Here is a 21,954-nt window from a genome sequence, read left to right as displayed (position 1 = left end):
CCCAGGTACGAGCCGCGATGCACATCCTCACCACCACATCCGCCTCGCTCGACGATCTCGCCGAGCCTGTCGATCTCAGGCAAACGCCTGCGGATGTCGTGGCGCTGTCCTTCACCGACAGCGACCTGGCCGGGCTGGCGGCGGCGTGGAAGGCAGATGCGCACCGCCTGCCGTCGATGCGGCTCGCCGCCTTGCGCGACCTGCGCCATCCGATGTCCGTCGACCTGTGGATCGACAGTGTCGCCCGCCACGCCAAGGTCATTCTGGTCCGCATCCTCGGCGGCTATGACTGGTGGCGCTATGGCTGCGACCAGCTCGCCGCTATCGCGCGAAATCGCGGTATCAAGCTGGCGCTCCTACCGGGCGAGAGCCACGACGAGGATTTGCGACTGATCGAAGGCTCGACGCTGCCGCGCGAGGAGTTGGACGCCCTGCTTGGCTACTTCCGCGAGGGCGGGCCGGCAAATATGACGGCGCTGGTGCAGAGGCTGGCAAGTCTCGCTGGATCGGGTGCGGCGGTAGCCGAACCTGTTAGCGTGCCAAAGGCGGGATTTTACGAGCCGGGACTGGGGGTTGTAGAACGCGGTGTCCCCCTCTCCCTCGAGGGGAGGGTCCGGCCGCAGGCCGGGGGTGGGGTCCTCTCCGAAGCGCGCCTGCACAAAACGTCGAGCACTGCCGTGACGACCCCACCCGGCCCCGCGGGTCCCCTCGAGGGGGAGGGGGACGTCGTGCCAATTCTCTTCTACCGTTCGATGCTGCTCGCGGCCGATGTCGCGCCCATCGACGCGCTTTTCGAAGCCCTGCGCCACCGCGGCATGGCTCCCGTGCCTATGTTCGTCTCCAGCCTCAAGGACCCGGCGTCGCTCGCCTTTGTCGCAACCGCGCTCGCAACCCTGAAGCCTGCCGCCATCATCACCGCCACAGCTTTCGCCTCGGGTGCCGAGCCCGGCGTTGAAACCCTGTTCGACCGCGCCGGCGTGCCGGTGTTCCAGGTCATCGTCGCAACCACCCGCCGCGACATCTGGCAAACCAATCAGCGCGGCCTGACGCCCGCCGACCTTGCCATGCATGTCGTCCTGCCCGAGCTCGACGGCCGCATCCTGGCCGGCGCCATTTCATTCAAGGGCGAAAGCGAAACCGACCCGGCGCTGGGCTTCCGCGCCTTCGCCAACCGGCCTGAGCCCGACCGCGTGGCGCAAGTGGCGAACCGTGTCGAGGCCTTCGTGCGCCTGCAGCGGACGCCGCGTGCGGAGCGCAAGCTCGCCATCCTGATCCCCGACTATCCGAGCGCCCCCGGTCGCACCGGCTACGCGGTTGGTCTCGACGTGCCGTCCAGCGTGCTGGCAATGCTGCGCGACCTCAGCGAACAGGGCTACGCCGTTGAAAGCATTCCACAAACGCCGCGCGAGTTGCTGGAGACGCTGGAAAAGGGCGGCCATGGGTTGGCGTTGAAGGAGTATTTGACCTTCTCGACGGAATTGCCGCCGTCGGCCATCGCTGCGGTGGAAGCCGCATGGGGAAATCCAGAAGATGAGACAGGTTTGTGCGAGGCACCCCCCTCTGTCCTGCCGGACATCTCCCCCTCAAGGGGGGAGATTAGCAGTTCCGCCACCGGCTCTCCCTTAAGGCCCTCGGTAATTGGCGAAAGTAGAGACAACAGCGCAATCTCCCCCCTTGAGGGGGAGATGTCCGGCAGGACAGAGGGGGGCGCGACAGAACGCCAACCTTCGCTGCTGGTCAGCGAAAAACAATTCCCCTTCCGCGCAGCCACCTTCGGCAACGTCACCGTGGCACTCGCCCCTGACCGCGGGCGCTCAGCCGACCGCCGCGCCGACTATCACGACCCGACGCTGCCGCCGCGCCATGCGCTGGTCGCCTTTGGGCTCTGGCTGCGCAAGTCGCTCGGCATCCATGCAATTGTCCATGTCGGCGCCCATGGCACGCTGGAGTGGCTGCCCGGCAAGACCGTGGCGCTCAGCGAAAACTGCTTTCCCGAGATAGTCACCGGTCCCCTGCCCGTCATCTATCCCTTCATCGTGTCCAACCCGGGAGAGGCAGCGCAGGCCAAGCGGCGCATTGCCGCCGTCACGCTCGGCCATCTGCCGCCGCCGCTGACCGGCGCCGGGCTGGACGAAAACCCGCACCGGCTTGAACGACTGGTTGACGAATATGCCCAGGCCGACGGGCTCGACCGCCGCCGCCGCGACCGCCTGGCGAAGCTGATCGTCGAGACGGCGGAAAAGACCGGCCTCGCCTCGGAAGCCGGGGTTGCCCAAACCGACGTCCCCGACGAAGCGCTGCGCCGCATCGACGCCTGGCTCTGCGATCTCAAGGATTTCGCCATCAAGGACGGCCTGCACATTTACGGCCGCTCGCCGGAAGGCGAGGCTGATCCGTTGCGGCGGCAAAGCGCGGCAGCTGAAAAAACCGCGCTGCTTGCCGCCCTCGACGGCCGCCACGTCGCTGCCGGTCCGGCCGGTGCGCCGGCGCGTGGCCGGAGCGATGTGCTGCCCACCGGCCGCAATTTGTTTACCGCCGACCCGCGCACCATGCCGACGCCGACCGCCTATGATCTGGGCAAGGTGGCAGCGGAGGAAGTCGTCCGCAGCTACATGCAATCGCATGGCGACTGGCCGCGCTCGCTGGTCATCGACCTCTGGGGCTCGGCCTCGCTGCGCACCGGCGGTGAGGAGATCGCGCAAGGCCTGGCGCTGATGGGCTGCCGGCCGCAATGGGATTCCGCCACCGGCCGCATCACCGGCATAGATGTGCTGCCGCCGGCAACACTCGGCCGTCCGCGCATCGATGTCACCTGGCGCATATCGGGCCTGTTCCGCGACATGTTCCCGACCCAGATCGCGCTGATCGACGCCGCGGCCAACGCGGTGGCGACCCGCGACGAGGATGATTCGGAAAACCCGCTCGCCGCCAGGACCCGCATCGACGGCAAGATCAGCCCGCGCATTTTCGGCACCTCGCCGGGCACTTACGGCGCGGGCGTCGAGGACTTGTTGTCGAGCGGCGACTGGGCCGCGCGCGAAGAGATCGGCCGCACCTATCTCGCCGCCACCTCGCACGCCTATGGCGGCTCCGAGGGCAAAGGCATTTCGGCGCCCGGCGCGTTCGAGGATCGCCTCGCCGAGGCCGACCTTCTGGTTCATACCGGCGACGACCCCGGCCGCGACATCCTCGAAGGCTCGGCCGACGTCGCCTTCATCGGCGGCTTTTCGGCAGCGCTTGCCGCGCTCGGCAAGAACGCCGACGTGATCGTGCTCGACACCACGGACCCGCAAAAGCCCAAGCCGCGCTCGATCAGTGAGGCCGTATCCCGGGTAGTTCGCGCCCGCGCGGTCAACCCGCGCTTCATCGCCGGCCAGCTGCGGCACGGGCCGCGCGGCGCCTCGGAATTCGCCGAGACGGTCGACCGGCTTGTCGGCTTTGCCGAGACTACCCATGCCATATCGGGCACGCTGATCGAGGCGGTGCACGACGCCTATCTTGGCGACCCCGTGGTGCGCGCCTTCATCCTGCGCGAGAACCCGGCGGCGGCGAAGGTGATCGCCGAGCGTTTGCTGTCGGCACGGCGGCGCGGGCTCTGGCATCCGCTGCGCAATTCGATCGATGACGATCTCGCCGTACTGATTGCCGAAGCGCATGCGCTGGGAGTGGCGGCATGAACGCTTTCTCGCGCCGTGGCGCCTGCCCTGCCTTGTCCGCGCCGATGCAGACCGGCGACGGGCTGCTGGTGCGGCTCAATCCGGTCGCTGGAGGACTGTTGCCGAAGTCGTTGATCGGACTCTGCGAATCCGCCTTGCGCCATGGCAACGGCATCATGGAAGTGACCGCCCGCGGCAGCCTGCAGATCCGCGGCCTGACCCCGGCAAGCGCGCGGCTGCTGGCGATGGAGATCGATGTGCTCGGCATCGCGGTGCGCACCGGCGTGCCGGTCGAGACCGGCCCGCTGGCCGGGCTCGACCAGGAGGAGATAGCCGACCCGCGCCCAATGGCGCAGCGGATTCGGGCGGCAATTGAGGACGCCGGTGTTACGCAACGCCTTGGCCCGAAGGTGTCGGTGATTGTTGACGGCCGCGGGCAGCTGACAATGGATGCGGTTACGGCCGATGTCAGACTGGTCGGGGTGCGGGCCGCCGACGGAATTAAGTGGCGGGTATCGCTCGCCGGAGATGCGCAGGGTGCCACGCCGCTGGCGATGTCCGAGGAAGATGCGGCTTGTGACATCGCCGTCGCCATTCTCAGGATGGTTGCCGAAAAGGGCCGCGATGCCCATGCGCGGGATTTGACGGCGAGGCAGCTGAGATCTCTCGCAAGTTGGCGATCCGTCGCGCCCCCCTCTGTCCTGCCGGACATCTCCCCCTCCAGGGGGGAGATCTGCAGCTTCGCCGGCGGCTTCCCCCCAGCACCTTCGGCGATTGGCGAAAGCGGAGACGAAGGCGCAATCTCCCCCCTGGAGGGGGAGATGTCCGGCAGGACAGAGGGGGGCGCGACGGATCGCCGGCCCATCGGAATTTTCGATCTGGCAGCCGGCAGTACCTCCCTCGGCATCGGCCTGCCGTTCGGCAGCATACCAGCGCCAAAACTTATCGATCTCACCCAATACGCCCTCACCCTCGGCACCACCGAAATCCGTCTGGCGCCGGGTCGCGCGCTGCTTTTGCTTGGCCTCTCCCCAGCCGCATGTCTTTCCCTCCAGAAAACCGCCGCAGCCCTCGGCTTTGTCACCGACGCAGCCGATCCGCGCACCAGGATCGCCGCCTGCCCCGGCGCACCCGCCTGCGCCTCCGGCCGCATCGCCACCCGCGACATCGCCGAGACCATCGCCGTGGAAAACCGCGATATCCTCGATTCCTCCTTAACGCTGCACATCTCCGGCTGCGCCAAGGGCTGTGCCCATCCCGGTCCGGCGGCGCTGACCCTGGTCGGTGGCGAAAACGGAGCCGGACTTGTCGTGGACGGAACGGCAAAGGCAATGCCTGCCCGATACAGGCCGGGCTACGACGCCGCGCACGGCATCGGCCGCATTGCAGCGGCGATCCGCAGCGCACGACATTCCGGCGAAACTGCTGCCGCCTGCCTGGCAAGGCTCGGCGCGGCCGGCATCACCGAAATCTACCGACAGGAATGAGCATGCCCGCCCAGAACGCCTACGACTACATCCATGACGGCACGGCGATCTACGAGCGCTCCTTCGCCATTATCCGCGCCGAGGCCGACCTGTCGCGCTTTTCCGAAGCCGAGGCCGAAATCGCTATCCGCATGATCCACGCCTGCGGCCAGGTCGACGCTGCGCGACACTTCGTTTTCTCGAGCGATTTCGTCGCCGCCGCGCGCACGGCGTTGGGGGCCGGCGCGCCGATCTTCTGCGACGCGCAGATGGTCTCGCATGGCGTCACGCGCGCCCGGCTTCCGGCCGGCAACGAGGTGATCTGTACGCTGCGCGATCCACGGACAGCCGACATCGCGAGAAAGATCGGCAACACCCGCTCGGCCGCCGCGATCGACCTGTGGGGCGAGCGCATGGCCGGTTCGGTCGTCGCCATCGGCAATGCGCCGACAGCCCTTTTCTATCTGCTGGAAAAGCTGCGCGACGGCGCGCCAAAGCCGGCGGCGATCATCGGCATGCCGGTCGGGTTTGTCGGCGCCGCTGAATCGAAGGATGCGCTGGCCGAAAATTCCTATGGCGTGCCTTACGCCATCGTGCGCGGCCGGCTGGGCGGCAGCGCCATGACCGCCGCCGCCCTCAATGCATTGGCGAGGCCGGGCCTATGAATGCGATTGCAAAAGGCAGGCTTGTCGGCGTCGGCACCGGACCCGGCGACCCGGAACTCTTGACGCTGAAGGCAATGCGCGCGCTGGCCGAGGCCGATGTCGTCGCGCATTTCGCTAAGCGCGGCAACAACAGCAATGCGCGCGCCATTGTCGGCGCGCATTTTCGCCCTGATCTGATCGAACTGCCGCTGCTCTACCCGGTGACGACCGAGATCGACAAGGACCACAGCGATTACCGCTCGCAGATAACCGATTTCTACGAGCAATCGGCCGAAAAGGTCGCCGCGCACCTCAGCGCCGGCAGGATGGTCGCTGTGCTTTCGGAAGGCGACCCGCTTTTCTACGGCTCCTACATGCATCTTCATGTCCGGCTGGCGCACCGCTTTCCGAGCGAAGTCATTCCCGGCGTCACCGCCATGTCCGGCTGCTGGTCGGCGACCGGCCTGCCTATCGTCCAGGGTGACGACGTGCTGACGGTGCTGCCGGGCACCATGAGCGAATTCGAGCTGACGCGTCGCCTCGCCGATACCGACGCTGCGGTGATCATGAAGGTCGGCCGCAACCTGCCCAAGATCAGGCGCGCGCTGGAGGCAACCGACAAGCTGGCGCGGGCCATCTATGTCGAGCGCGGCACCATGCCGGGCGGCGTCTCGATGCGGCTGGCCGATAAAAAGGACGACCAGGCGCCTTATTTCGCCATCGTGCTGGTGGCCGGCTGGTCGGGCCGGCCAAGCGCATTGAAAGCCGAAGCATGAGCGGCCGCCTCACTGTCATCGGCCTCGGGCCCGGCAACGCCGACCAGGTGACGCCGGAGGCAACCCGCGCCGTTGCCGAGGCAAAATTCTTCTACGGCTATAAACCCTATCTCGACCGGCTCGATCTGCGCCCCGACCAGATTCGCGTCGCTTCCGACAATCGCGAGGAACTCGCGCGCTCCAGGGACGCGCTGCTGAAGGCTGTGGAAGGCCACGATGTCGCCGTCGTGTCGGGCGGCGATCCCGGCGTCTTCGCCATGGCCGCGGCCGTCTGCGAGGCGATAGAGGCGGGCCCACCCGAATGGCGCGCGGTCGACATCGCCATCGTGCCCGGTATCACCGCCATGCTCGCCGTCGCCGCCCGCATCGGCGCGCCGCTCGGCCATGATTTCTGCGCCATCTCGCTGTCCGACAATCTGAAGCCGTGGGACCTGATCGAGCTACGCCTGCTGGCGGCAGCCGGCGCCGGCTTCGTAATCGCGCTCTACAACCCGATCAGCAAGGCGCGCCCATGGCAGCTAGGCCGCGCCTTCGAATGCCTTGCTGCGATCCTGCCCGGCACCACGCCGGTGATCTTCGGCCGTGCCGCCGGCCGTCCCGACGAGCGCATCGAGGTTTTTCTGCTGGCCGACGCCGATGCCGCGAAGGCCGACATGTCGACCTGCATCATCATCGGCTCGCCGGAAACCAGAATCATCAAGCGGGGTGACAAGGCCGCGCTGGTCTACACGCCGCGTTCGGCAGCGGGCCCAAGAACATGACCGACCAGAAAATGATCGACCATCGCGGCAAGAGATTCGACGGTCTCAGCCGACGTGACGTCCGGCAGCGCCGGCCTGCGGATCATCACCACCTCGATTCCCAGCGCTCGCGCCGCCGCGATCTTGCCGTAGGTCGCCTCGCCGCCGCTGTTTTTGGAAACAACGACTTCGATGTGGTGTTGCAGAAGCAGTGCATGTTCGTCGACTTCCCGAAACGGCCCGCGCGCCAAGAGATAGGTCGCGCGGGGCACAGCGAGCCTGGGCTCGACCGGGTCGACACTGCGGATGAGATAATGATGCTGGGGAGCGGCCTTGAAGGCAGCGACCTCCTGTCGCCCGAGCGCCAGGAACACGCGGCGCGGCACCGGTCCCAAAGCCGTCACCGCGCTGGCAACGGTGTCGACCAACATCCAGCGATCACCTTCGACCGCCTCCCATCCGGGACGCCTGAGCCCAACGATAGGCACGCCGGTCATGCGCGCTGCTTCCGCCGCATTGGCAGAGATTCGCGCCGCATAGGGATGCGTGGCGTCGATCAGCAGGTCGATCTTGTTCTGGCGGAGATACGCCGCCAGCCCGCCGGCACCGCCGAAGCCGCCGACCCGCACCGGCACCCCCTGCGCGGCCGGGTTTTCGGTGCGGCCGGCCAGCGACAGCATGACCGAAATATCCGCGCGCGCGGCCAGCTTTCCGGCCATTTGCCGGGCTTCCGTGGTTCCGCCGAGGATCAGAATGCGGTGGGTCGTCATGCCTGCTGAAGCTCCGCGCGGCGCCAAGCTCACCTCAAAGTGGCTCACGATCATCGGCATCGGCGAGGACGGTGTAGCGGGTCTCGGCGACGAGGCCAAGCGGTTGATCGCGGAGGCCGAATTCGTCTTCGGCGGCAAGCGCCACCTTGCCCTCGTCGCGTCGCTCGCCAAAGGTGAAGCGCGCGCCTGGCCGACACCTTTCGATGCCGAGATGCGCGACGTGCTGGCGCTCTCCGGCAGACGCGTCTGCGTGCTGGCCTCCGGCGATCCCCTCTACCACGGTGTCGGCGTCACCCTCGCCCGCAAGGTCGCGGCAGAGGGTATGCGGGTGATCCCCGCGCCCTCGGCCTTTTCGCTGGCCGCCTCACGCCTGGGCTGGGCGCTGCAGGACGTCGAAACCATTTCGCTGCATGGCCGCTCGCTCGACCTGATCCGGCCGTTGCTGCATCCTTGCACCCGCATTCTCGCGCTGACCTCGGACAGCGATGCACCGGGAGCGATTGCCCGTCTCATGACCGAACTCGGCTTCGGCGTTTCGCGGTGGACGGTGCTGGAGGCGCTGGGTGGGCCGAACGAAAGGCTGCGCTCGGCGAGCGCCGGCACTTTCGACCTCGAAAAGATCAACCCGCTCAACGTGCTCGCAATCGAAGTTGAATCGACTTCGCAAGCACGCATCCTGCCGCTGACACCGGGACTTGCCGATCATTTGTTCGAGCATGACGGCCAGATCACCAAACGCGAAGTGCGCGCCGTCACCCTGTCCGCTCTCGCGCCAAGACGCGGCGAACTGCTGTGGGACATCGGCGCCGGATCGGGCTCCATTGGCATCGAATGGATGCTGGCGCATCCCTCCATGCGCGCCATTGCCGTTGAGGCCGATCCGACCCGCGCCGCGCGCATCCGACGCAACGCCGCGGCCTGCGGCGTTTCCGGTCTCACCGTCGTCGAAGGTTCGGCACCGCAAGCGCTTGCCGGGCTGGAGACGCCCGCGGCGATCTTTATCGGCGGCGGCGGCAGCGATGCCGGCGTGCTGGGGGGAGCCATCGATGCCTTGCCTGCCGGCGGCCGCCTCGTCGCCAATGCGGTGACCCTGGAGATGGAGGCGCTGCTGCTTTCCCGTCACGCCGCGCACGGCGGCGAACTCACCCGCATCGCTGTATCCCGTGCTTCGCCGGTTGGTTCGATGCAGGTCTGGCGGCCGGCTATGCCGGTCACTCAATGGAGCTGGGTGAAGCCATGATGGTCGCGGGCGTCGGCAGCCGCAAAGGCGTCAGAGCGCGCGACGTGCTTGCCGCGGTAGAAACCGCCCTGGAAGCGCACGGGCTTGCCCTGCCCGCGCTTTCAGCCCTCGCGACCGCGTCTCTCAAGCAGGATGAAGCGGCAATCTTCGCCGCCGGACGCGAACTTCGCCTTCCGGTAATCATTGTCGGGCAGGACGAACTCAAAGCCGCATCTACGACCAGCCGTTCCGACCTATCGCAGGAGCATGCCGGCACGCCGTCGGTTTCCGAAGCCTCGGCGCTTGCCGCCGCCGGCAAAGGCGCAAAACTGCTCGGGCCGCGCACCGTGCTCGGTGCTGTCACTTGCGCCATCGCCATCAGCGGAGAGGCGGCATGACCGTTCACTTCATCGGTGCCGGCCCGGGTGCTGCCGACCTCATCACCTTGCGCGGCAGCCGCCTGCTCGGCAGTTGTCCCGTCTGCCTCTATGCCGGATCGATCGTCGCGCCCGAGCTGTTGCAGCACTGCGCGCCCGGAACGAGGTTGATCGACACCGCGCCGATGTCGCTCGACGAGATCGAGGCCGAATATCTGGCCGCTCACGCGGCCGGCAATGATGTCGCCCGCCTGCATTCCGGCGATCTTTCGGTGTGGAGCGCCGTTGCCGAGCAGATCCGCCGGTTGGAAAAGCACGGCATTCCCTACACGCTGACGCCGGGCGTGCCGTCATTCGCCGCTGCGGCGGCAGCGCTGCGCCGCGAGCTGACCATTCCAGAAGTCGCGCAAAGCCTAGTGTTGACCCGAATCTCCGGCCGCGCCTCGAAAATGCCGCCCGGCGAAACGCTGGCCGGCTTCGGCCGCACCGGCGCCACGCTGGCCATCCACCTTGCCATCCACGCCATCGATCGCGTCGTCGCCGAGCTGACGCCGCATTACGGCGCCGACTGCCCGGTCGCGGTCGTCTTCCGTGCCTCCTGGCCGGACGAGCGCGTGCTGACCGGCACGCTGGCCACCATCGAGGCGCAATTGGCCGCCGATCCGATGGAACGCACGGCAATCATCTTCGTCGGCCGCTCGCTGGCGGCCGAAGGCTTTGGCGAAAGTTCACTGTATGACGCACATTACCAGCGGCGCTTTCGCGGACGGGACGGATTGTGAGCGGCAGCAATAGAAACACTACGGTCGAGCAGGCGCTCACCCGGCTGAACTTCAAGCCGCGCCAGCTGGAGCCCGGTCACGTCTGGCTAGCCGGTGCCGGCCCTGGCGATCCCGGCTGCCTGACGCTGGAAGTGCTGGCCGCCCTCGGACAGTGCGACGCGCTGGTTTATGACGCGCTGGTCTCGCCAGAAGTCGTCGCCGTCGCCGAGGGCGCGGAACTGTTCTATGCCGGCAAACGCGGCGGCAAGCCGTCGATGAAGCAGGACGACATAACCGCTCTGCTGGTCCGGCTGGCGCGCGCGGGCCGGCGCGTCGTCAGGCTCAAGGGCGGCGACCCCTATATTTTCGGGCGTGGCGGCGAAGAGGCGCTGGCGCTGGCCGGGGAAACTATCCCGTTCCGCATCCTGCCTGGCCTGACGTCCGGCCTCAGCGCGCTGGCCGCGACCGGCATTCCCGGCACCATGCGCGGCATCAACAAGGCGCTGATCCTGGCAACCGGTCACGCCGCCGGCACCGATGACGATCTCGACTGGGCGGCCATCGCCCGTACCGGCCAGCCGGTGGTCATCTATATGGGCATGGCCAATCTGCCGCTGATCGCCGCCTCGCTGCTCGAGGGTGGGCTGGCGCCTTCGACGCCCGCCGCTGTGGTCGTCGCTGCGACGACCCCACAGGAACGCATCGTCGTCGCCATGCTCGCCACAATTGCGGAAGAGGCAGCGGCCGCCGGTCTGACCTCGCCGGCGTTGATCGTCGTCGGCGGTATTGTCGCGATGCGCGCGGCACTGGCGGGTGAGCCATGACCCGCGCCATCATCATCGGCGCGCCGCGCTCGGGCTCGGGCAAGACCAGCGTCACCATCGGCATTTTGCGCGCACTTGCCCGGCGCGGCCTGAAAGTGCGCGGCGCCAAATCCGGCCCGGACTATATCGATCCCGGCTTCCACACCGCCGCCACCGGGTTGTCCGGCGTCAATCTCGACAGCTGGGCAATGCCGCCCGCCCTGCTCAACGCACTGGCCGGCGAAGCGACCGAGGACGCCGACTTCATCTTCCTCGAAAGCGCCATGGGCCTGTTCGACGGGATCCCTGCTGCTCCGGGCCGTTCCGGCTCGGCCGCCGATCTCGCCCGGCTCTATGGCCTGCCGGTGCTGCTGGTGCTCGACGTCTCCGGACAGTCGACCACGGCGGCGGCCGTCGCCAAGGGCTTTGCTATTTATGACCCCGATGTGCGCATGGCCGGGATCGTGCTCAACCGGCTGGGCAGCGAGCGCCACCGCCGGCTATGCGGCGATGCCATCGAGGCACTCGGCCTGCCTGTCGTCGGCGCCATCCTGCGCGATCCCTCGCTCAACCTGCCCGAGCGCCATCTCGGCCTCGTACAGGCCGGCGAATATGAGAATCTGATGGCGCATCTCGACCGGCTGGCCGACATGGTCGAGCGCTCGCTCGACCTCGACGCCATCATGGCGCTGGCGGCGCCATTCACGCCCGCGCCGGGCAATTTCGGCGACGCGCTGCCGCCGCCCGGCCAGCGCATTGCACTCGCGGAGGACGCCGCCTTCACCTTCCTCTATCCGCATGTCGCCATGCATTGGCGCAAGGCCGGCGCCGAGATCGTTCCGTTCTCGCCGCTCGCCGATGAAGCGCCTGGCGACAATTGCGATGTCTGCTGGCTGCCCGGCGGCTATCCCGAGCTTCACGCCGGCCGCATCGCCGCGGCCGCGAATTTCAGGGCGGGCATGGCGAGGTTCGCCGCCACGCGGCCGGTGCACGGCGAGTGCGGGGGCTTCATGGTTTTGGGCGAAGCGCTCGAGGACGCGTCGGGCGAGACGCATCGGATGCTTGGCCTCCTCGGCCATTCGACCAGCTTCGCCAAGCGCAAGATGAATCTCGGCTACCGCGAGGCGCGGCTGCGGTCCTGGTGTCCGCTCGGCAGCCAACGCACGCTGATCCGCGGCCACGAATTCCACTACGCACAGATGATTGCGACCGGCACTGACGAGCCGCTGGCCGACCTCGCCGACGGTCAAGGAAATCCGCTCGGCGCCTCCGGCTACCGGCGCGGCAATGTCAGCGGCACGTTCTTCCATGCCATTGCGAGGGGCGGATGAACGCCTCGCAACGGCAGCTCCTCGAAGACATCGCGCTTTGCCTCGTCTTCTTCACCCGGCTGCCGCTGCCCGGAACCGACTTCCGTGGCCGCAGCCTTGCCGCTGCGATCTGGGCTGCACCCGTTGCCGGTCTCGCCGTCGCTCTGGCCGGTGCGCTGGTCTACGCCGTCGGGACGAGGCTCGGCCTTGCCGAGGGTCCTGCTGCAGCGCTGACCCTTGCCGCGATCTTGCTCGCTACCGGCTGCCTGCATGAGGACGGGCTTTCGGACGTCGCCGACGGCTTTGGCGGCGGCAAGACGCGCGGCAGGAAATTGGAGATCATGCGCGACAGCCGCATCGGTGCCTACGGCGCTTGTGCACTTGCTGTCTCGCTGCTGATCCGCTGGAGCGTGCTCTCTGGATTCGCCGGCCCGGCTCATGTCTTCTGGGCTCTCATTGCAGCGCATGCGGCCTCGCGCGGCCTGCTCGGCGCCTTCATGCACCTGCTGCCGCCGGCCCGCGCCGACGGCCTCTCGGCCGATGCCGGCACCGTCTCCACTGAAACCGCTGGTATCGGTGCCGTGCTCGGCGCCGTCGCGCTGCTGGCGCTTGGGTTCAGTGCTGCCATGTTCGCGCTCATCCTGCTTGCGTTCTTGTTTGCCGCGTTTCGAGCGCTTTGCCTCAACCAGATCGGTGGCCAGACCGGCGACACCGTCGGCGCCCTGCAGCAGCTGGGCGAGATCGCAATCCTGCTCGTCGCTTCCGTTTCCCTGTCTTGACTCTGTTTCGGAGATTTTGCCCCCATGCCTTTCAAATCGCTCGATGAACTGCGCGCCGCCTGCCTCGACCTGCACAGCGGCAGCGACGCCGCGGCCAACGCCGTCGCCCACCGCCAGGACACGCTGACCAAGCCGCAAGGCAGCCTCGGCCGGCTGGAGACAGTAGCCGCCTGGCTGGCGCGCTGGCAGGGCCGCGACATGCCAAAACTCGACCGCGTCAAGGTTTTCGTCTTTGCCGGCAACCACGGCGTCACCGCGCAAGGCGTGTCGGCCTTCCCGTCGGAGGTCACCGTGCAGATGGTGGCGAATTTCGCCGGCGGCGGCGCCGCCATCAACCAGCTTGCCCGCATCGCCGGCGCCGAGCTCAACGTCATCCCGCTCGACCTCGACCGTCCGACCGGCGACTTCACGCAAGAGCCGGCGATGGACGACGAAGCCTTCCTCGCCGCCGTCTCGGCAGGCTACGACGCGATCAGCAGGGATCTCGACCTTGTATGTTTCGGCGAAATGGGCATCGGCAACACCACGCCGGCGGCGGCCATCTCGACCGCGCTGTTCGGCGGCGGCGCGGAGCGATGGACAGGGCGTGGCACCGGCGTCGACGACGCCGGCCTCGTGCGCAAGATCGTCGCCATCGAGGCAGGCCTGAAGCGCCACGCCCCGGCGCTAGCCGATCCGCTGAAGATAGCGGCAGCCCTCGGCGGCCGCGAGCTCGCGGCGATCTTGGGCGCAACGCTGGCGGCGCGTCATCTCGGCGTGCCGGTATTGCTCGACGGCTTCGTCTGCACCGCCGCCGCGGCACCATTGGCGAGATTGCATCCTGCCGGCCTCGCTCACACCATGGCCGCTCACGTCTCAGCCGAATCCGGCCACCGCCGCCTGCTCGAAGCGCTTGAACTGCCGCCGCTGCTCGACCTCGGCATGCGGCTCGGCGAAGGCTCCGGCGCCTGCCTCGCCGTCAACATTGTTCGTTCAGCCCTAGAATGCCATACGCGCATGGCAAGCTTTGAAGAGGCTGGGGTCTCGGAGAAGTAAGGTGGAGCCAAGCGCGGATCGCTTTGATGAACAAACACTCACAGATCTTCGGAGACCCCAAACAGGGGCTTCGCGATATTCTTGCTCGGATCATCAGAGATTTCGACAGCAAGAGCGGCGCTTTTGCCGGGCTGAAATACAATTCGCCGTGGATACTCGCCACCGAGGATTGGGCAGAGCGATCGGGCCATACGGTCGAAGAGCTATGCGAGATGATTTCTCAATGGCGAATCTCAATCTTTTCTGGCGAGCAGACAGACCCGAGCATCGTTCAGATTTTTGAAGATCTTCGCAGCGCCGCGGAAGATTGGCGAACCGAGACAGACTACATCGATCCACCCCTTCCCTTCGATCCTGAAGAGGCAAAATTCCCCAATCGCAAAGAACTGAAAGCGCATACCCCCAGGGCTTGGGATTCTTTGGGATTATCGACGCAATGGCATCACTACGATGCCCGAGACCTTAGTTTTAGCGGAATTATCGAAGATAGATTTGGTCACGAAATTAGATTCTCGATGACCTTCAAGCTGGCATATGGTGGGTCCCATAAGGTTGTTCTTCCAATTTCCTTACTATTCTGAAGGCGATCCGAGACATCTAGACCTCTTTATGCTTTCAGGCTGTTTTGTCTGTCAGGAACCTCCGTTTGCCCGAAGCACCCGACCTTAAATGGACCGTCGGTAAAAGCAGGACAAACTTCGATGCCGTCGACGGCGTCTTGGCCATAGTGCGGGCGATCCTCAGCTGTCTGCGGCCGACTATCCAATAGCGGCTGCATAAATGCGGCCACCCGATAGCGGCGAAACATCCCGCTTTCTAGGTCTTTCCACCAATTTTCTGAAAAATTTGGTGGGTGCGCACAGGATTGAACTGTGGACCCGCTGATTAAGAGTCAGCTGCTCTACCAACTGAGCTACGCACCCACTCGGCCGGCAAAACCGGCGTTGGCGGGCATATAGCCGCCGATATCCGCCATGTCCAGCCCCGTGGGATTCATTTCCCGACAAATCGCCGAAGTGCCGCGCCCGTCAAACAAAAAGCCTGCCTTCAGCCACCTTCACCGCATGGCCGCCGATGCGGGCGGCCGCCAGTTTGCCGCCTTCGACATTCAGTTCGAGGCGAATGCGCGAAGGCCGGCCCATCTCCAGCCCCTGCTCGATCCACAGTTGTGAAACGCCGTCCGTCGGGCCGTCGAAATGCATGATCGCGCCAGCGAACGCGGCCGCCGCTGAGCCGGTCGCCGGGTCTTCGTAGGACGGATTGCCGGGCACCATCATGCGGACATGGAAGGCGCTGTCGTGATGCACCGTCTCGCGGCAATAGACATAGGGGCTGGCGAAGGCCCATTCGCTCTTGCGTGGTGCGAGCTCCGACCACGCCTGGTTGTCCAGCCTGATCCGGGCGGCCGCCTCCAGATTGGCGACGGGGATGGTCACGTAGGGCACGCCCGCCGACCAGAACGAAACGCGGTGGTTCTCGAAGCCGATCTCGTGCGGCCCAAGGCCAAGGGCGGCGCCGATCGCCTCGGGATCGGCCGACAATGCCAGCTGCGCCGGCAGTTTCGCCAGGTCGAACTCGGCAAAGGTCGAACCGTCGTGCTTGCTGACAGCGCAGCGCACCGGGCCAATATTCTCCTCGAGCACGAAGATGCCGGCGGCCTCTCCCGCAATTTCGGCGAGCGCTATCGCCGAGCCGACGGTTGGGTGGCCGGCGAACGGCATTTCATAGTCGGGCGTGAAGATACGGACGCGGGCCCGGTGCTTCGGGTTGTCCGGCGGCAGCACGAAGACGGTTTCGGACAGGTTGAACTCGCGCGCCACCGCCTGCATCGCCGCAACGTCCAGCCCGTCACAGTCGAGCACGACGGCCAGCGGATTGCCGGCCAGCCGGTTGGTGGTGAATACGTCGTAAAGCAAGTAATTCCGCGGCTGCATCTCAGTAAGTCCTCTGCCTCATTCCCAACATGAGCGAAATTTAATTTGAATTTTGAACCATAAGGCCTGATTTGTGCACCGATGGGATATCACTGAACATAGGGGTCCGGCGTGGACCAGATTGTCAATCTGCCAAAGACGGAATCCGCTTCCGCCATCGAGACGGCGCTCGGGCTCGACCACCAGGGCCTGAAGACAAAACGCCGTCGCGGTTGGCGTTACGCAGTGTTCGCACTGCTTGCCGTCGCCGCGAGTGTCGTCGGCTACCAGTGGTATGCGGGCTCGCCCGCCAAGATCGAGTATACCACGACACTGGCTACCATGGCCGACCTTACCGTCGCGGTTTCGGCTACCGGCACGCTGCAGCCTCTCACCCAGGTCGATATTTCCAGCGAACTCTCCGGCGTCGTCCGCTCGGTTTCGATCAACGAGAACCAGCTGGTGAAGAAGGGCGATGTGCTGGCCGCGCTCGACACCGCCAAGCTGGAGGTGCAGATCGAGCGCGCCCAGGCCTCGGCCAAGGCGGCGGCGGCGAGCGTCGAGGACGCCACCGTGACCCTGGCCGAAAACGAAAAGGCGCTGGTGCGCGCGGCACAACTGACCAAGCGCGGCATGGCGACGGACCAGTCGCTCGAAGCGGCAACCGCCACGCGCGACCGCTCGAGGGCGGCGCTCGATATCGCCAAAGCCAACCTCGCCATGGCCAGTGCCGATCTCAAGGCGCAGCAGACGGATCTTGCCAAGAGCACCATCTTCGCTCCGATCGACGGCATCATACTGACGCGCTCGGTCGACCCCGGCCAGACGGTCGCCTCCTCGCTGCAGGCGCCGGTGCTGTTCGTCATCGCCGCGGATTTGAAGAACATGGAATTGAAGGCGGCGGTCGACGAGGCCGATATCGGCGCCGTCAAACCCGGCCAGCATGCGCGCTTCACCGTCGACGCGTTCCCCGAACGGCCGTTCGACGCCGAGATCCGCGACATCTCCTATGCCTCGGTCACCACCGACGGTGTCGTTACCTATGATGCAAGGCTCGACGTCGACAATAGCGAGCTTCTGTTGCGGCCCGGCATGACAGCCACCGTCTCGGTCGTCACCAAGCAGGCCAAGAACGTGCTCACCGTACCATCGATCGCCTTCCGCTACCGGCCGGCGCAGACGGCGGAGCGCGGCTGGAGCCTCACCGACCTGTTCACCGGCCGCATGGGACGCCCCGGCGGCAACCGCCAGCACCAGGCGGCGGCGAAGCCCACCGACGGCTCGCGCACGCTCTACGTGCTGGAGAATGGGCGGCCGCATCCGGTCAACGTCAGGGTCGGCTCGACAGACGGAGAACTGACCGAGATCGTCTCCGGCCTGGAGGAAGGCGCGCAAGTCATTACCGCCTCGCAGCAGCGGAGCTGATCGTGGCATCGGGCGCGACCACCCTCATAGGCTTCGACAAGGTCTGGAAAAGCTATGGCCAGGGCGAAGCCCGGGTGCATGCGCTGGCCGGCGTCGACCTCGCCATCAGGCGCGGCGAATTCATCGCCATTATGGGCCCGTCCGGTTCGGGCAAATCGACGGCCATGAACATCATTGGCTGCCTCGACACGCCGACCGCTGGGACCTACAGCTTCGAAGGCATCGACGCCGGCCGTCTCGATCGCAATCGCCGCGCCGTACTGCGCAACCTCTATGTCGGCTTCGTCTTCCAAGGCTACAACCTCTTGCCGCGCACCACGGCGGCGGAGAATGTCGAACTGCCGCTGATCTACCGCGGCGTCGGTGCCCGCGAGCGCCGCGGCCTTGCCATGCAGGCACTTGCTGAGGTCGGCCTTGTCGGCCGCGAGCATCATACACCGGCCGAGCTCTCCGGCGGCCAGCAGCAGCGCGTGGCGATCGCCCGCGCCATTGTCACCAGGCCGACGCTGCTCGTCGCCGACGAGCCGACCGGCAATCTCGACACCGCCCGCACGCACGAGATCATGGAACTCCTGACGCAGCTGAACAGCGAGCTCGGGCTGACTATCGCCATGGTCACGCACGAAGCCGATGTTGCCGGCTATGCGCAGCGCACGATCCGTTTCCTCGATGGCCATGTCGCCTTGGACACAGCCAATCTCGAGATGGCCTAGCCATGATCTGGGAAACCGTTCGCCTCTCGCTCCGCTCCATCCGCCGCAACGTGCTGCGCTCGTTCCTGACGCTGCTCGGCATCGTCATCGGCGTCGCCGCCGTCATCGCCATGCTGACCATCGGCTCGGGCACCACCGAGAAGGTCAAATCCGACATTTCCAAGCTCGGCAGCAATCTGCTCGTCATCCGTTCCGGCCGTCCGGCCGGGCCTGGCGGACCTGGAGGGCTCGATCAGGTCGTCCGACCGCTGGGCGACAAAGATCTCGCAGCGCTTGTCGCGCATCTGGACGGCGCGCGTGCCATCTCGCCGGCGTCGCAAAAGCAGGTGCGCGTCATTTTCGGCACCGAAAGCCTGACCTCGGGCGTCACCGGAACCGACAGCGTCTATCTCGATGCCCGCGACTGGAAGCTGGTTTCGGGCCGTCCGTTCAGCGATTCGGAAACCCGCTCGGGGATCGGCGTCTGCCTCATCGGCGAGACGGTGCGCCAGCAGTTCTTCGGCGCCGGCGACCCTGAAGGCGAGATCATCCGCGTCAACCGCACTTCCTGCAAGATCATCGGCTTGCTCGAACCGAAGGGCTATACCGGTTTCGGCCAGGACCAGGACAATGTCGTGCTGATGCCGCTCGCCGCCTATCAGCGTCGCATTGCCGGCAATCGCGACATCGATTCGATCTATGTCGCCGCCGACGACCGTACGCCAACCACGGTGCTGCAGCAGCGCGTCGAGGACATCTTGCGCGACACACGCCGCATCACGCCCGACCGCGACGATGATTTCTCGATCCGCGACATGACCCAGATCGCCGATGCCATGGCCAGCGCGACCACCACCATGACTGGCATGCTCGGTGCCGTCGCCGGCGTCAGCCTGCTCGTCGGCGGCATCGGCATTATGAACATCATGCTGGTGTCGGTAACCGAGCGCACGCGCGAGATCGGCATCAGGCTCGCCATCGGCGCCCACGAAAAGCACATCCTCATCCAGTTCCTGGTCGAGGCAACCGTGCTGTCGCTGCTTGGCGGCATCATCGGCATCCTGATCGGCCTGGCCCTTGCCGGCCTCGCCTCGCTGACGCTGACGATCCCGTTTGCGCCAAGCCCGGCGGTCATCCTGCTTGCTGTCGGCTTTTCCGCGCTGATCGGCATGGTGTTCGGCTTCTTCCCGGCGCTGCGCGGCGCGCGGCTTAACCCGATCGACGCGCTGAGGCATGAATAGGCATTGCAGCAAGTGTCGCCTCCAGACGCTGCCAATTTTTTATGCAACCTGCCCTTGTCGCAGCACATTCTGCAATGATAACAATGCTGTTGGGGACTAAGGGGGGAACAATGGATGAGCAAGAAAGCGCGACTGGCTCTGGCGATTGTGATCGTCGAAGCCGCCTTGGCAGGGCTTTGGTGGAATTTGATCCTTTATGGGATGGAGAATCCCGATCGCGTCACCGCTGACTTCCAGCAGGTAATTGGGCAGACGATGGGAACAGCGATGGGGGCGCTCCTGGGTCTCGGCGTGCTGTTGTATTTTGTTGCCGCCCGCAACGACCGCAAGGCTATTGAAGGTAGGCTACGGCGTTAGAGTTGGAAACCTTGCTCGCTCGCAAAGTGCCATTCGATCAGCGGTCTCATATGCGGCATCAGCCCGTCCGGCAGATCGGCGGCATTGCGGATGATTACAGGGCCTTCGATTTCAGGCTCTGATTCGGCGGCGACGAATGCACTGATCCGCTGTGCGAGGTCGTCGGCGGAGGCCGTCTCGCGGTAGCGGCGAAAGATCACCGTGCCGGTTGCCGTCGACAGGGCGTAATGGCGCCTGCCGCGTGTCGCACCTGATAGATCGAGCCCGGTTTCCTCCAGTACCTCGCGGATCATGTTGAAGTCGACGTCAACAATGCCGTCGCGGAAATCGGTTGGCTCGAACGAACCGGCGGCGAAGTAGACGCGCCCGGCATTGACCGTATGCGGTGCCATACGGATCGCCACCAACGCGTTGTCGCCGGCGACCAGCATGGCGTGCGCGTAGGCATGTTCGGCGCCAGGCACCTGTCGATTGCTGCGCCAAAGCATGAAGGTCGAATAACGCACCGCATGGCAACGGCCGACTAGGCGATTGTCGCGATAGCTGAGAGCGGAAAGCAGCACCACGGTGCCGTCGAAAAGCGCCGGCTTGGCCGCGGTCTCACGCCGCCAGTTCGCCGCGATCGCGTCGGCATGATCGCGCTCGAACGGATGCGGGCCGGAATCGAGCCTGACGTCGATGGCATCGACCGGCAGGATGACGTTGCGCGGCAAATCGAAACTCACGCCTGTCTCACACCATGTCGAGGGCAATTGCTACTGGGCAATGGTCGGATGCCTTCGGCCGGTCCCACCCGGCGCGTGGGAAGCGCTCGACCTCCTGGCCCGCCGGAAATATGGTGCGCCAAGGCTGCCCGCTACGGATGATATCGGGAACGGCGGTGGCGTTCTGCCTGGCTAGCGCCCTCGACAAAAGGATGTAGTCGAGCTGGCAGAGATGCCGCTCTTCCGGTCCGCGCGTGTGATAGAAAGTCCAGCGGTCCATTTCCGGCCGCCGCTCGACCGTGTTTTCGCAAAAACCGCCGGCAGTGAGCACGTCGATGCAGGACCGGGTCTCGTCGATCACCTCGAAGCGATGGCCGTCGAAAACATCGCCAGTGATCTTCACGCGCTGCCGGTAGTCGTTCATGTCGCCGCAGATTGCCCAGCGCTTGTCGGCGGCATTATCCTTACCGAAGCGCTCCTCGATGATCCGGCGCACCGCTTGCGCCTCGGCGATGCGCAGCGGCATTGTCGCCTCGCGGCCGTCGAGGCCGTTACGGGGCGAGCCCATCGACTTGAAATGCACGAGATACAGCGTCAACGGCGCGCCAGCGACCGTCAGATCGATTTCCAGGCAGTCGCGTCGGAAGATGCGTTCATTGGCCTGGTGACCAAGCGCTGCCAATTCCGCCGTGTGCAGGCCGAATTGCTCGAACGTGACATAGGCGTAGCTAGTCATGCGCACGAATTCGATTGGCTGGCCCTGCGCGGTCTCGTTGCGCATCATCACGGCGACGTCGATGCCGCGCGAATCATTGCCGGCGGTGGTGTATTTCTGCCGATAGCCTTGCCCCACCATCTTGAAGAGATAGCCATATTCGAAGGCCTTCAGCGCCTCGATATTGTCGACCTCCTGCATGCAGATGATGTCGGCGCGGGTGGCCGCGATCGCCAGCGCCGTCAACTGGCGCGTGTCGTCGGACTGCGCGATCGCCCGCGCCTGCTCGAGCATCTTGTATTCGGCCTCGCTCTGGATGTCGAAAAGCGCCAGTGTGCGATCTTCGTTGAGCTGATTGCGGTATCCGGAATAATCAAACCTGTTCATCAGGTTTTCGACGTTGAAGGTGGCAAGGCGCAGCGACATGGCTTTGAGCTTTGCCCGCAAGCGCGCCCGAAAACAAGGGCGCAGAAACCAGGCGGCTCTGATTGATCGCGCGCTCGCCATGGTTGACGGAACCTTTTTGTTCATCTTCCGTTCAGATGGAAAGTTCCATCAATAGGCTCTTCCC

Annotated in this window: 22 protein-coding genes and 1 tRNA gene; 18 read left to right on the top strand and 5 right to left on the bottom strand. The window is 65.7% G+C overall.

Annotated elements, in window-relative coordinates; genetic code table 11:
* Positions 1-17 precede the first annotated feature (17 nt).
* The 5 genes from NKH28_RS06480 to NKH28_RS06460 are packed head-to-tail and all read left to right on the top strand — an operon-like array spanning position 18 to position 7,303.
* Entirely contained in the window at positions 18-3,677 is a 3,660-nt protein-coding gene (locus tag NKH28_RS06480) for a cobaltochelatase subunit CobN (protein WP_352978251.1), read from the top strand.
* Entirely contained in the window at positions 3,674-5,143 is a 1,470-nt protein-coding gene (cobG, locus tag NKH28_RS06475) for a precorrin-3B synthase (protein WP_352978249.1), read from the top strand. Before NKH28_RS06480 ends, cobG begins: the two co-directional genes overlap by 4 nt.
* Positions 5,140-5,787 carry a precorrin-8X methylmutase gene (locus tag NKH28_RS06470; RefSeq protein WP_502895661.1) on the top strand — a complete coding sequence of 216 codons (648 nt, stop codon included), beginning with the start codon at positions 5,140-5,142 and terminating at the stop codon, positions 5,785-5,787. Before cobG ends, NKH28_RS06470 begins: the two co-directional genes overlap by 4 nt.
* A complete protein-coding gene (locus NKH28_RS06465) occupies positions 5,784-6,542 on the top strand; it encodes a precorrin-2 C(20)-methyltransferase (RefSeq protein ID WP_352815332.1) in 759 nt (252 codons plus the stop codon). Before NKH28_RS06470 ends, NKH28_RS06465 begins: the two co-directional genes overlap by 4 nt.
* Positions 6,539-7,303, top strand: coding sequence for a precorrin-3B C(17)-methyltransferase (locus NKH28_RS06460; RefSeq protein WP_352815334.1), 765 nt, complete (start codon positions 6,539-6,541; stop codon positions 7,301-7,303). The genes NKH28_RS06465 and NKH28_RS06460 overlap by 4 nt, the downstream gene beginning before the upstream one ends.
* On the opposite strand, the gene NKH28_RS06455 is transcribed toward NKH28_RS06460, so the two are convergent.
* Complete coding sequence (locus NKH28_RS06455) at positions 7,267-8,052, bottom strand: cobalt-precorrin-6A reductase (protein WP_352978247.1); 786 nt, start codon at positions 8,050-8,052, stop codon at positions 7,267-7,269. The genes NKH28_RS06460 and NKH28_RS06455 overlap by 37 nt on opposite strands.
* Between NKH28_RS06455 and cbiE the strand changes: the two genes are divergently transcribed.
* Genes cbiE through NKH28_RS06415 form a run of 8 tightly spaced genes read left to right on the top strand, consistent with a single transcriptional unit; the run spans position 8,051 to position 14,917 of the window.
* Complete coding sequence (gene cbiE / locus NKH28_RS06450) at positions 8,051-9,292, top strand: precorrin-6y C5,15-methyltransferase (decarboxylating) subunit CbiE (RefSeq protein WP_352978245.1); 1,242 nt, start codon at positions 8,051-8,053, stop codon at positions 9,290-9,292. The two genes, NKH28_RS06455 and cbiE, sit on opposite strands and share 2 nt — an antisense overlap.
* Positions 9,289-9,669 (top strand): cobalamin biosynthesis protein, encoded by a 381-nt coding sequence (locus NKH28_RS06445; RefSeq protein ID WP_352978244.1) that lies wholly within the window; start codon positions 9,289-9,291, stop codon positions 9,667-9,669. The genes cbiE and NKH28_RS06445 overlap by 4 nt, the downstream gene beginning before the upstream one ends.
* Positions 9,666-10,430: a precorrin-4 C(11)-methyltransferase gene (gene cobM / locus NKH28_RS06440; protein ID WP_352470218.1), complete on the top strand. Its 765-nt coding sequence runs from the start codon at positions 9,666-9,668 to the stop codon at positions 10,428-10,430. The genes NKH28_RS06445 and cobM overlap by 4 nt, the downstream gene beginning before the upstream one ends.
* Positions 10,427-11,233: a uroporphyrinogen-III C-methyltransferase gene (gene cobA, locus NKH28_RS06435; protein ID WP_352978242.1), complete on the top strand. Its 807-nt coding sequence runs from the start codon at positions 10,427-10,429 to the stop codon at positions 11,231-11,233. Before cobM ends, cobA begins: the two co-directional genes overlap by 4 nt.
* On the top strand, positions 11,230-12,543 hold the full coding sequence (locus NKH28_RS06430; protein WP_352978240.1) for a cobyrinic acid a,c-diamide synthase CobB: 1,314 nt from the start codon (positions 11,230-11,232) through the stop codon (positions 12,541-12,543). The genes cobA and NKH28_RS06430 overlap by 4 nt, the downstream gene beginning before the upstream one ends.
* The gene (gene cobS / locus NKH28_RS06425; protein ID WP_352978238.1) at positions 12,540-13,301 is read left to right on the top strand and encodes an adenosylcobinamide-GDP ribazoletransferase; all 762 of its coding nucleotides are present in this window, start codon (positions 12,540-12,542) and stop codon (positions 13,299-13,301) included. The genes NKH28_RS06430 and cobS overlap by 4 nt, the downstream gene beginning before the upstream one ends.
* Positions 13,302-13,325: 24 nt before the next feature.
* Complete coding sequence (gene cobT, locus NKH28_RS06420; RefSeq protein ID WP_352978236.1) at positions 13,326-14,336, top strand: nicotinate-nucleotide--dimethylbenzimidazole phosphoribosyltransferase; 1,011 nt, start codon at positions 13,326-13,328, stop codon at positions 14,334-14,336.
* A gap of 26 nt (positions 14,337-14,362) precedes the next feature.
* Positions 14,363-14,917, top strand: coding sequence for a hypothetical protein (locus NKH28_RS06415; RefSeq protein WP_352978234.1), 555 nt, complete (start codon positions 14,363-14,365; stop codon positions 14,915-14,917).
* A gap of 266 nt (positions 14,918-15,183) precedes the next feature.
* Here the strand turns inward: NKH28_RS06415 and NKH28_RS06410 are convergent.
* Positions 15,184-15,259: transfer RNA gene (locus tag NKH28_RS06410), tRNA-Lys, on the bottom strand.
* Positions 15,260-15,364: 105 nt separating this feature from the next.
* Positions 15,365-16,270 carry a PhzF family phenazine biosynthesis protein gene (locus tag NKH28_RS06405; protein WP_352470212.1) on the bottom strand — a complete coding sequence of 302 codons (906 nt, stop codon included), beginning with the start codon at positions 16,268-16,270 and terminating at the stop codon, positions 15,365-15,367.
* 111 nt (positions 16,271-16,381) lie between these two features.
* Here NKH28_RS06405 and NKH28_RS06400 point away from each other — a divergent pair, with 111 nt between their 5' ends.
* The 4 genes from NKH28_RS06400 (at position 16,382) to NKH28_RS06385 (ending at position 19,964) form a co-directional block, all read left to right on the top strand.
* Positions 16,382-17,674 (top strand): efflux RND transporter periplasmic adaptor subunit, encoded by a 1,293-nt coding sequence (locus NKH28_RS06400; RefSeq protein ID WP_352978232.1) that lies wholly within the window; start codon positions 16,382-16,384, stop codon positions 17,672-17,674.
* A 2-nt stretch (positions 17,675-17,676) separates the two neighbouring features.
* A complete protein-coding gene (locus NKH28_RS06395) occupies positions 17,677-18,387 on the top strand; it encodes an ABC transporter ATP-binding protein (RefSeq protein ID WP_352681709.1) in 711 nt (236 codons plus the stop codon).
* 2 nt (positions 18,388-18,389) lie between these two features.
* Positions 18,390-19,607 (top strand): ABC transporter permease, encoded by a 1,218-nt coding sequence (locus NKH28_RS06390; protein ID WP_352978230.1) that lies wholly within the window; start codon positions 18,390-18,392, stop codon positions 19,605-19,607.
* A gap of 114 nt (positions 19,608-19,721) precedes the next feature.
* Positions 19,722-19,964 (top strand): hypothetical protein, encoded by a 243-nt coding sequence (locus NKH28_RS06385; protein WP_023720771.1) that lies wholly within the window; start codon positions 19,722-19,724, stop codon positions 19,962-19,964.
* Here the strand turns inward: NKH28_RS06385 and NKH28_RS06380 are convergent.
* Positions 19,961-20,689, bottom strand: a complete 729-nt coding sequence (locus NKH28_RS06380) for a hypothetical protein (RefSeq protein WP_352539593.1) — start codon at positions 20,687-20,689, stop codon at positions 19,961-19,963. The genes NKH28_RS06385 and NKH28_RS06380 overlap by 4 nt on opposite strands.
* A gap of 7 nt (positions 20,690-20,696) precedes the next feature.
* Entirely contained in the window at positions 20,697-21,809 is a 1,113-nt protein-coding gene (locus NKH28_RS06375; RefSeq protein ID WP_352978228.1) for an endonuclease/exonuclease/phosphatase family protein, read from the bottom strand.
* On the opposite strand from NKH28_RS06375, the gene NKH28_RS06370 reads away from it, so the two are divergent.
* Complete coding sequence (locus NKH28_RS06370; protein ID WP_352470206.1) at positions 21,808-21,945, top strand: hypothetical protein; 138 nt, start codon at positions 21,808-21,810, stop codon at positions 21,943-21,945. The two genes, NKH28_RS06375 and NKH28_RS06370, sit on opposite strands and share 2 nt — an antisense overlap.
* Positions 21,946-21,954 lie beyond the last annotated feature (9 nt).

This window comes from Mesorhizobium sp. M1227 (assembly GCF_040318315.1).
GTDB lineage: Bacteria > Pseudomonadota > Alphaproteobacteria > Rhizobiales > Rhizobiaceae > Mesorhizobium.
The sequence above is the reverse complement of the archived record's forward strand: the minus strand, read 5'-3'. Positions and strand labels throughout refer to the sequence as shown.

What these genes read in the sequence shown, in the direction of transcription:
- NKH28_RS06480 (WP_352978251.1), top strand. Translation starts at nt 18, where the DNA reads ATGCACATCCTCACCACCACATCCGCCTCGCTCGACGATCTCGCCGAG.
- cobG (WP_352978249.1), top strand. Translation starts at nt 3,674, where the DNA reads ATGAACGCTTTCTCGCGCCGTGGCGCCTGCCCTGCCTTGTCCGCGCCG.
- NKH28_RS06470 (WP_502895661.1), top strand. Translation starts at nt 5,140, where the DNA reads ATGAGCATGCCCGCCCAGAACGCCTACGACTACATCCATGACGGCACG.
- NKH28_RS06465 (WP_352815332.1), top strand. Translation starts at nt 5,784, where the DNA reads ATGAATGCGATTGCAAAAGGCAGGCTTGTCGGCGTCGGCACCGGACCC.
- NKH28_RS06460 (WP_352815334.1), top strand. Translation starts at nt 6,539, where the DNA reads ATGAGCGGCCGCCTCACTGTCATCGGCCTCGGGCCCGGCAACGCCGAC.
- cbiE (WP_352978245.1), top strand. Translation starts at nt 8,051, where the DNA reads ATGCCTGCTGAAGCTCCGCGCGGCGCCAAGCTCACCTCAAAGTGGCTC.
- NKH28_RS06455 (WP_352978247.1), bottom strand. Translation starts at nt 8,052, where the DNA reads ATGACGACCCACCGCATTCTGATCCTCGGCGGAACCACGGAAGCCCGG.
- NKH28_RS06445 (WP_352978244.1), top strand. Translation starts at nt 9,289, where the DNA reads ATGATGGTCGCGGGCGTCGGCAGCCGCAAAGGCGTCAGAGCGCGCGAC.
- cobM (WP_352470218.1), top strand. Translation starts at nt 9,666, where the DNA reads ATGACCGTTCACTTCATCGGTGCCGGCCCGGGTGCTGCCGACCTCATC.
- NKH28_RS06430 (WP_352978240.1), top strand. Translation starts at nt 11,230, where the DNA reads ATGACCCGCGCCATCATCATCGGCGCGCCGCGCTCGGGCTCGGGCAAG.
- cobS (WP_352978238.1), top strand. Translation starts at nt 12,540, where the DNA reads ATGAACGCCTCGCAACGGCAGCTCCTCGAAGACATCGCGCTTTGCCTC.
- cobT (WP_352978236.1), top strand. Translation starts at nt 13,326, where the DNA reads ATGCCTTTCAAATCGCTCGATGAACTGCGCGCCGCCTGCCTCGACCTG.
- NKH28_RS06415 (WP_352978234.1), top strand. Translation starts at nt 14,363, where the DNA reads ATGAACAAACACTCACAGATCTTCGGAGACCCCAAACAGGGGCTTCGC.
- NKH28_RS06405 (WP_352470212.1), bottom strand. Translation starts at nt 16,270, where the DNA reads ATGCAGCCGCGGAATTACTTGCTTTACGACGTATTCACCACCAACCGG.
- NKH28_RS06390 (WP_352978230.1), top strand. Translation starts at nt 18,390, where the DNA reads ATGATCTGGGAAACCGTTCGCCTCTCGCTCCGCTCCATCCGCCGCAAC.
- NKH28_RS06385 (WP_023720771.1), top strand. Translation starts at nt 19,722, where the DNA reads ATGAGCAAGAAAGCGCGACTGGCTCTGGCGATTGTGATCGTCGAAGCC.
- NKH28_RS06370 (WP_352470206.1), top strand. Translation starts at nt 21,808, where the DNA reads ATGGCTTTGAGCTTTGCCCGCAAGCGCGCCCGAAAACAAGGGCGCAGA.
- NKH28_RS06375 (WP_352978228.1), bottom strand. Translation starts at nt 21,809, where the DNA reads ATGTCGCTGCGCCTTGCCACCTTCAACGTCGAAAACCTGATGAACAGG.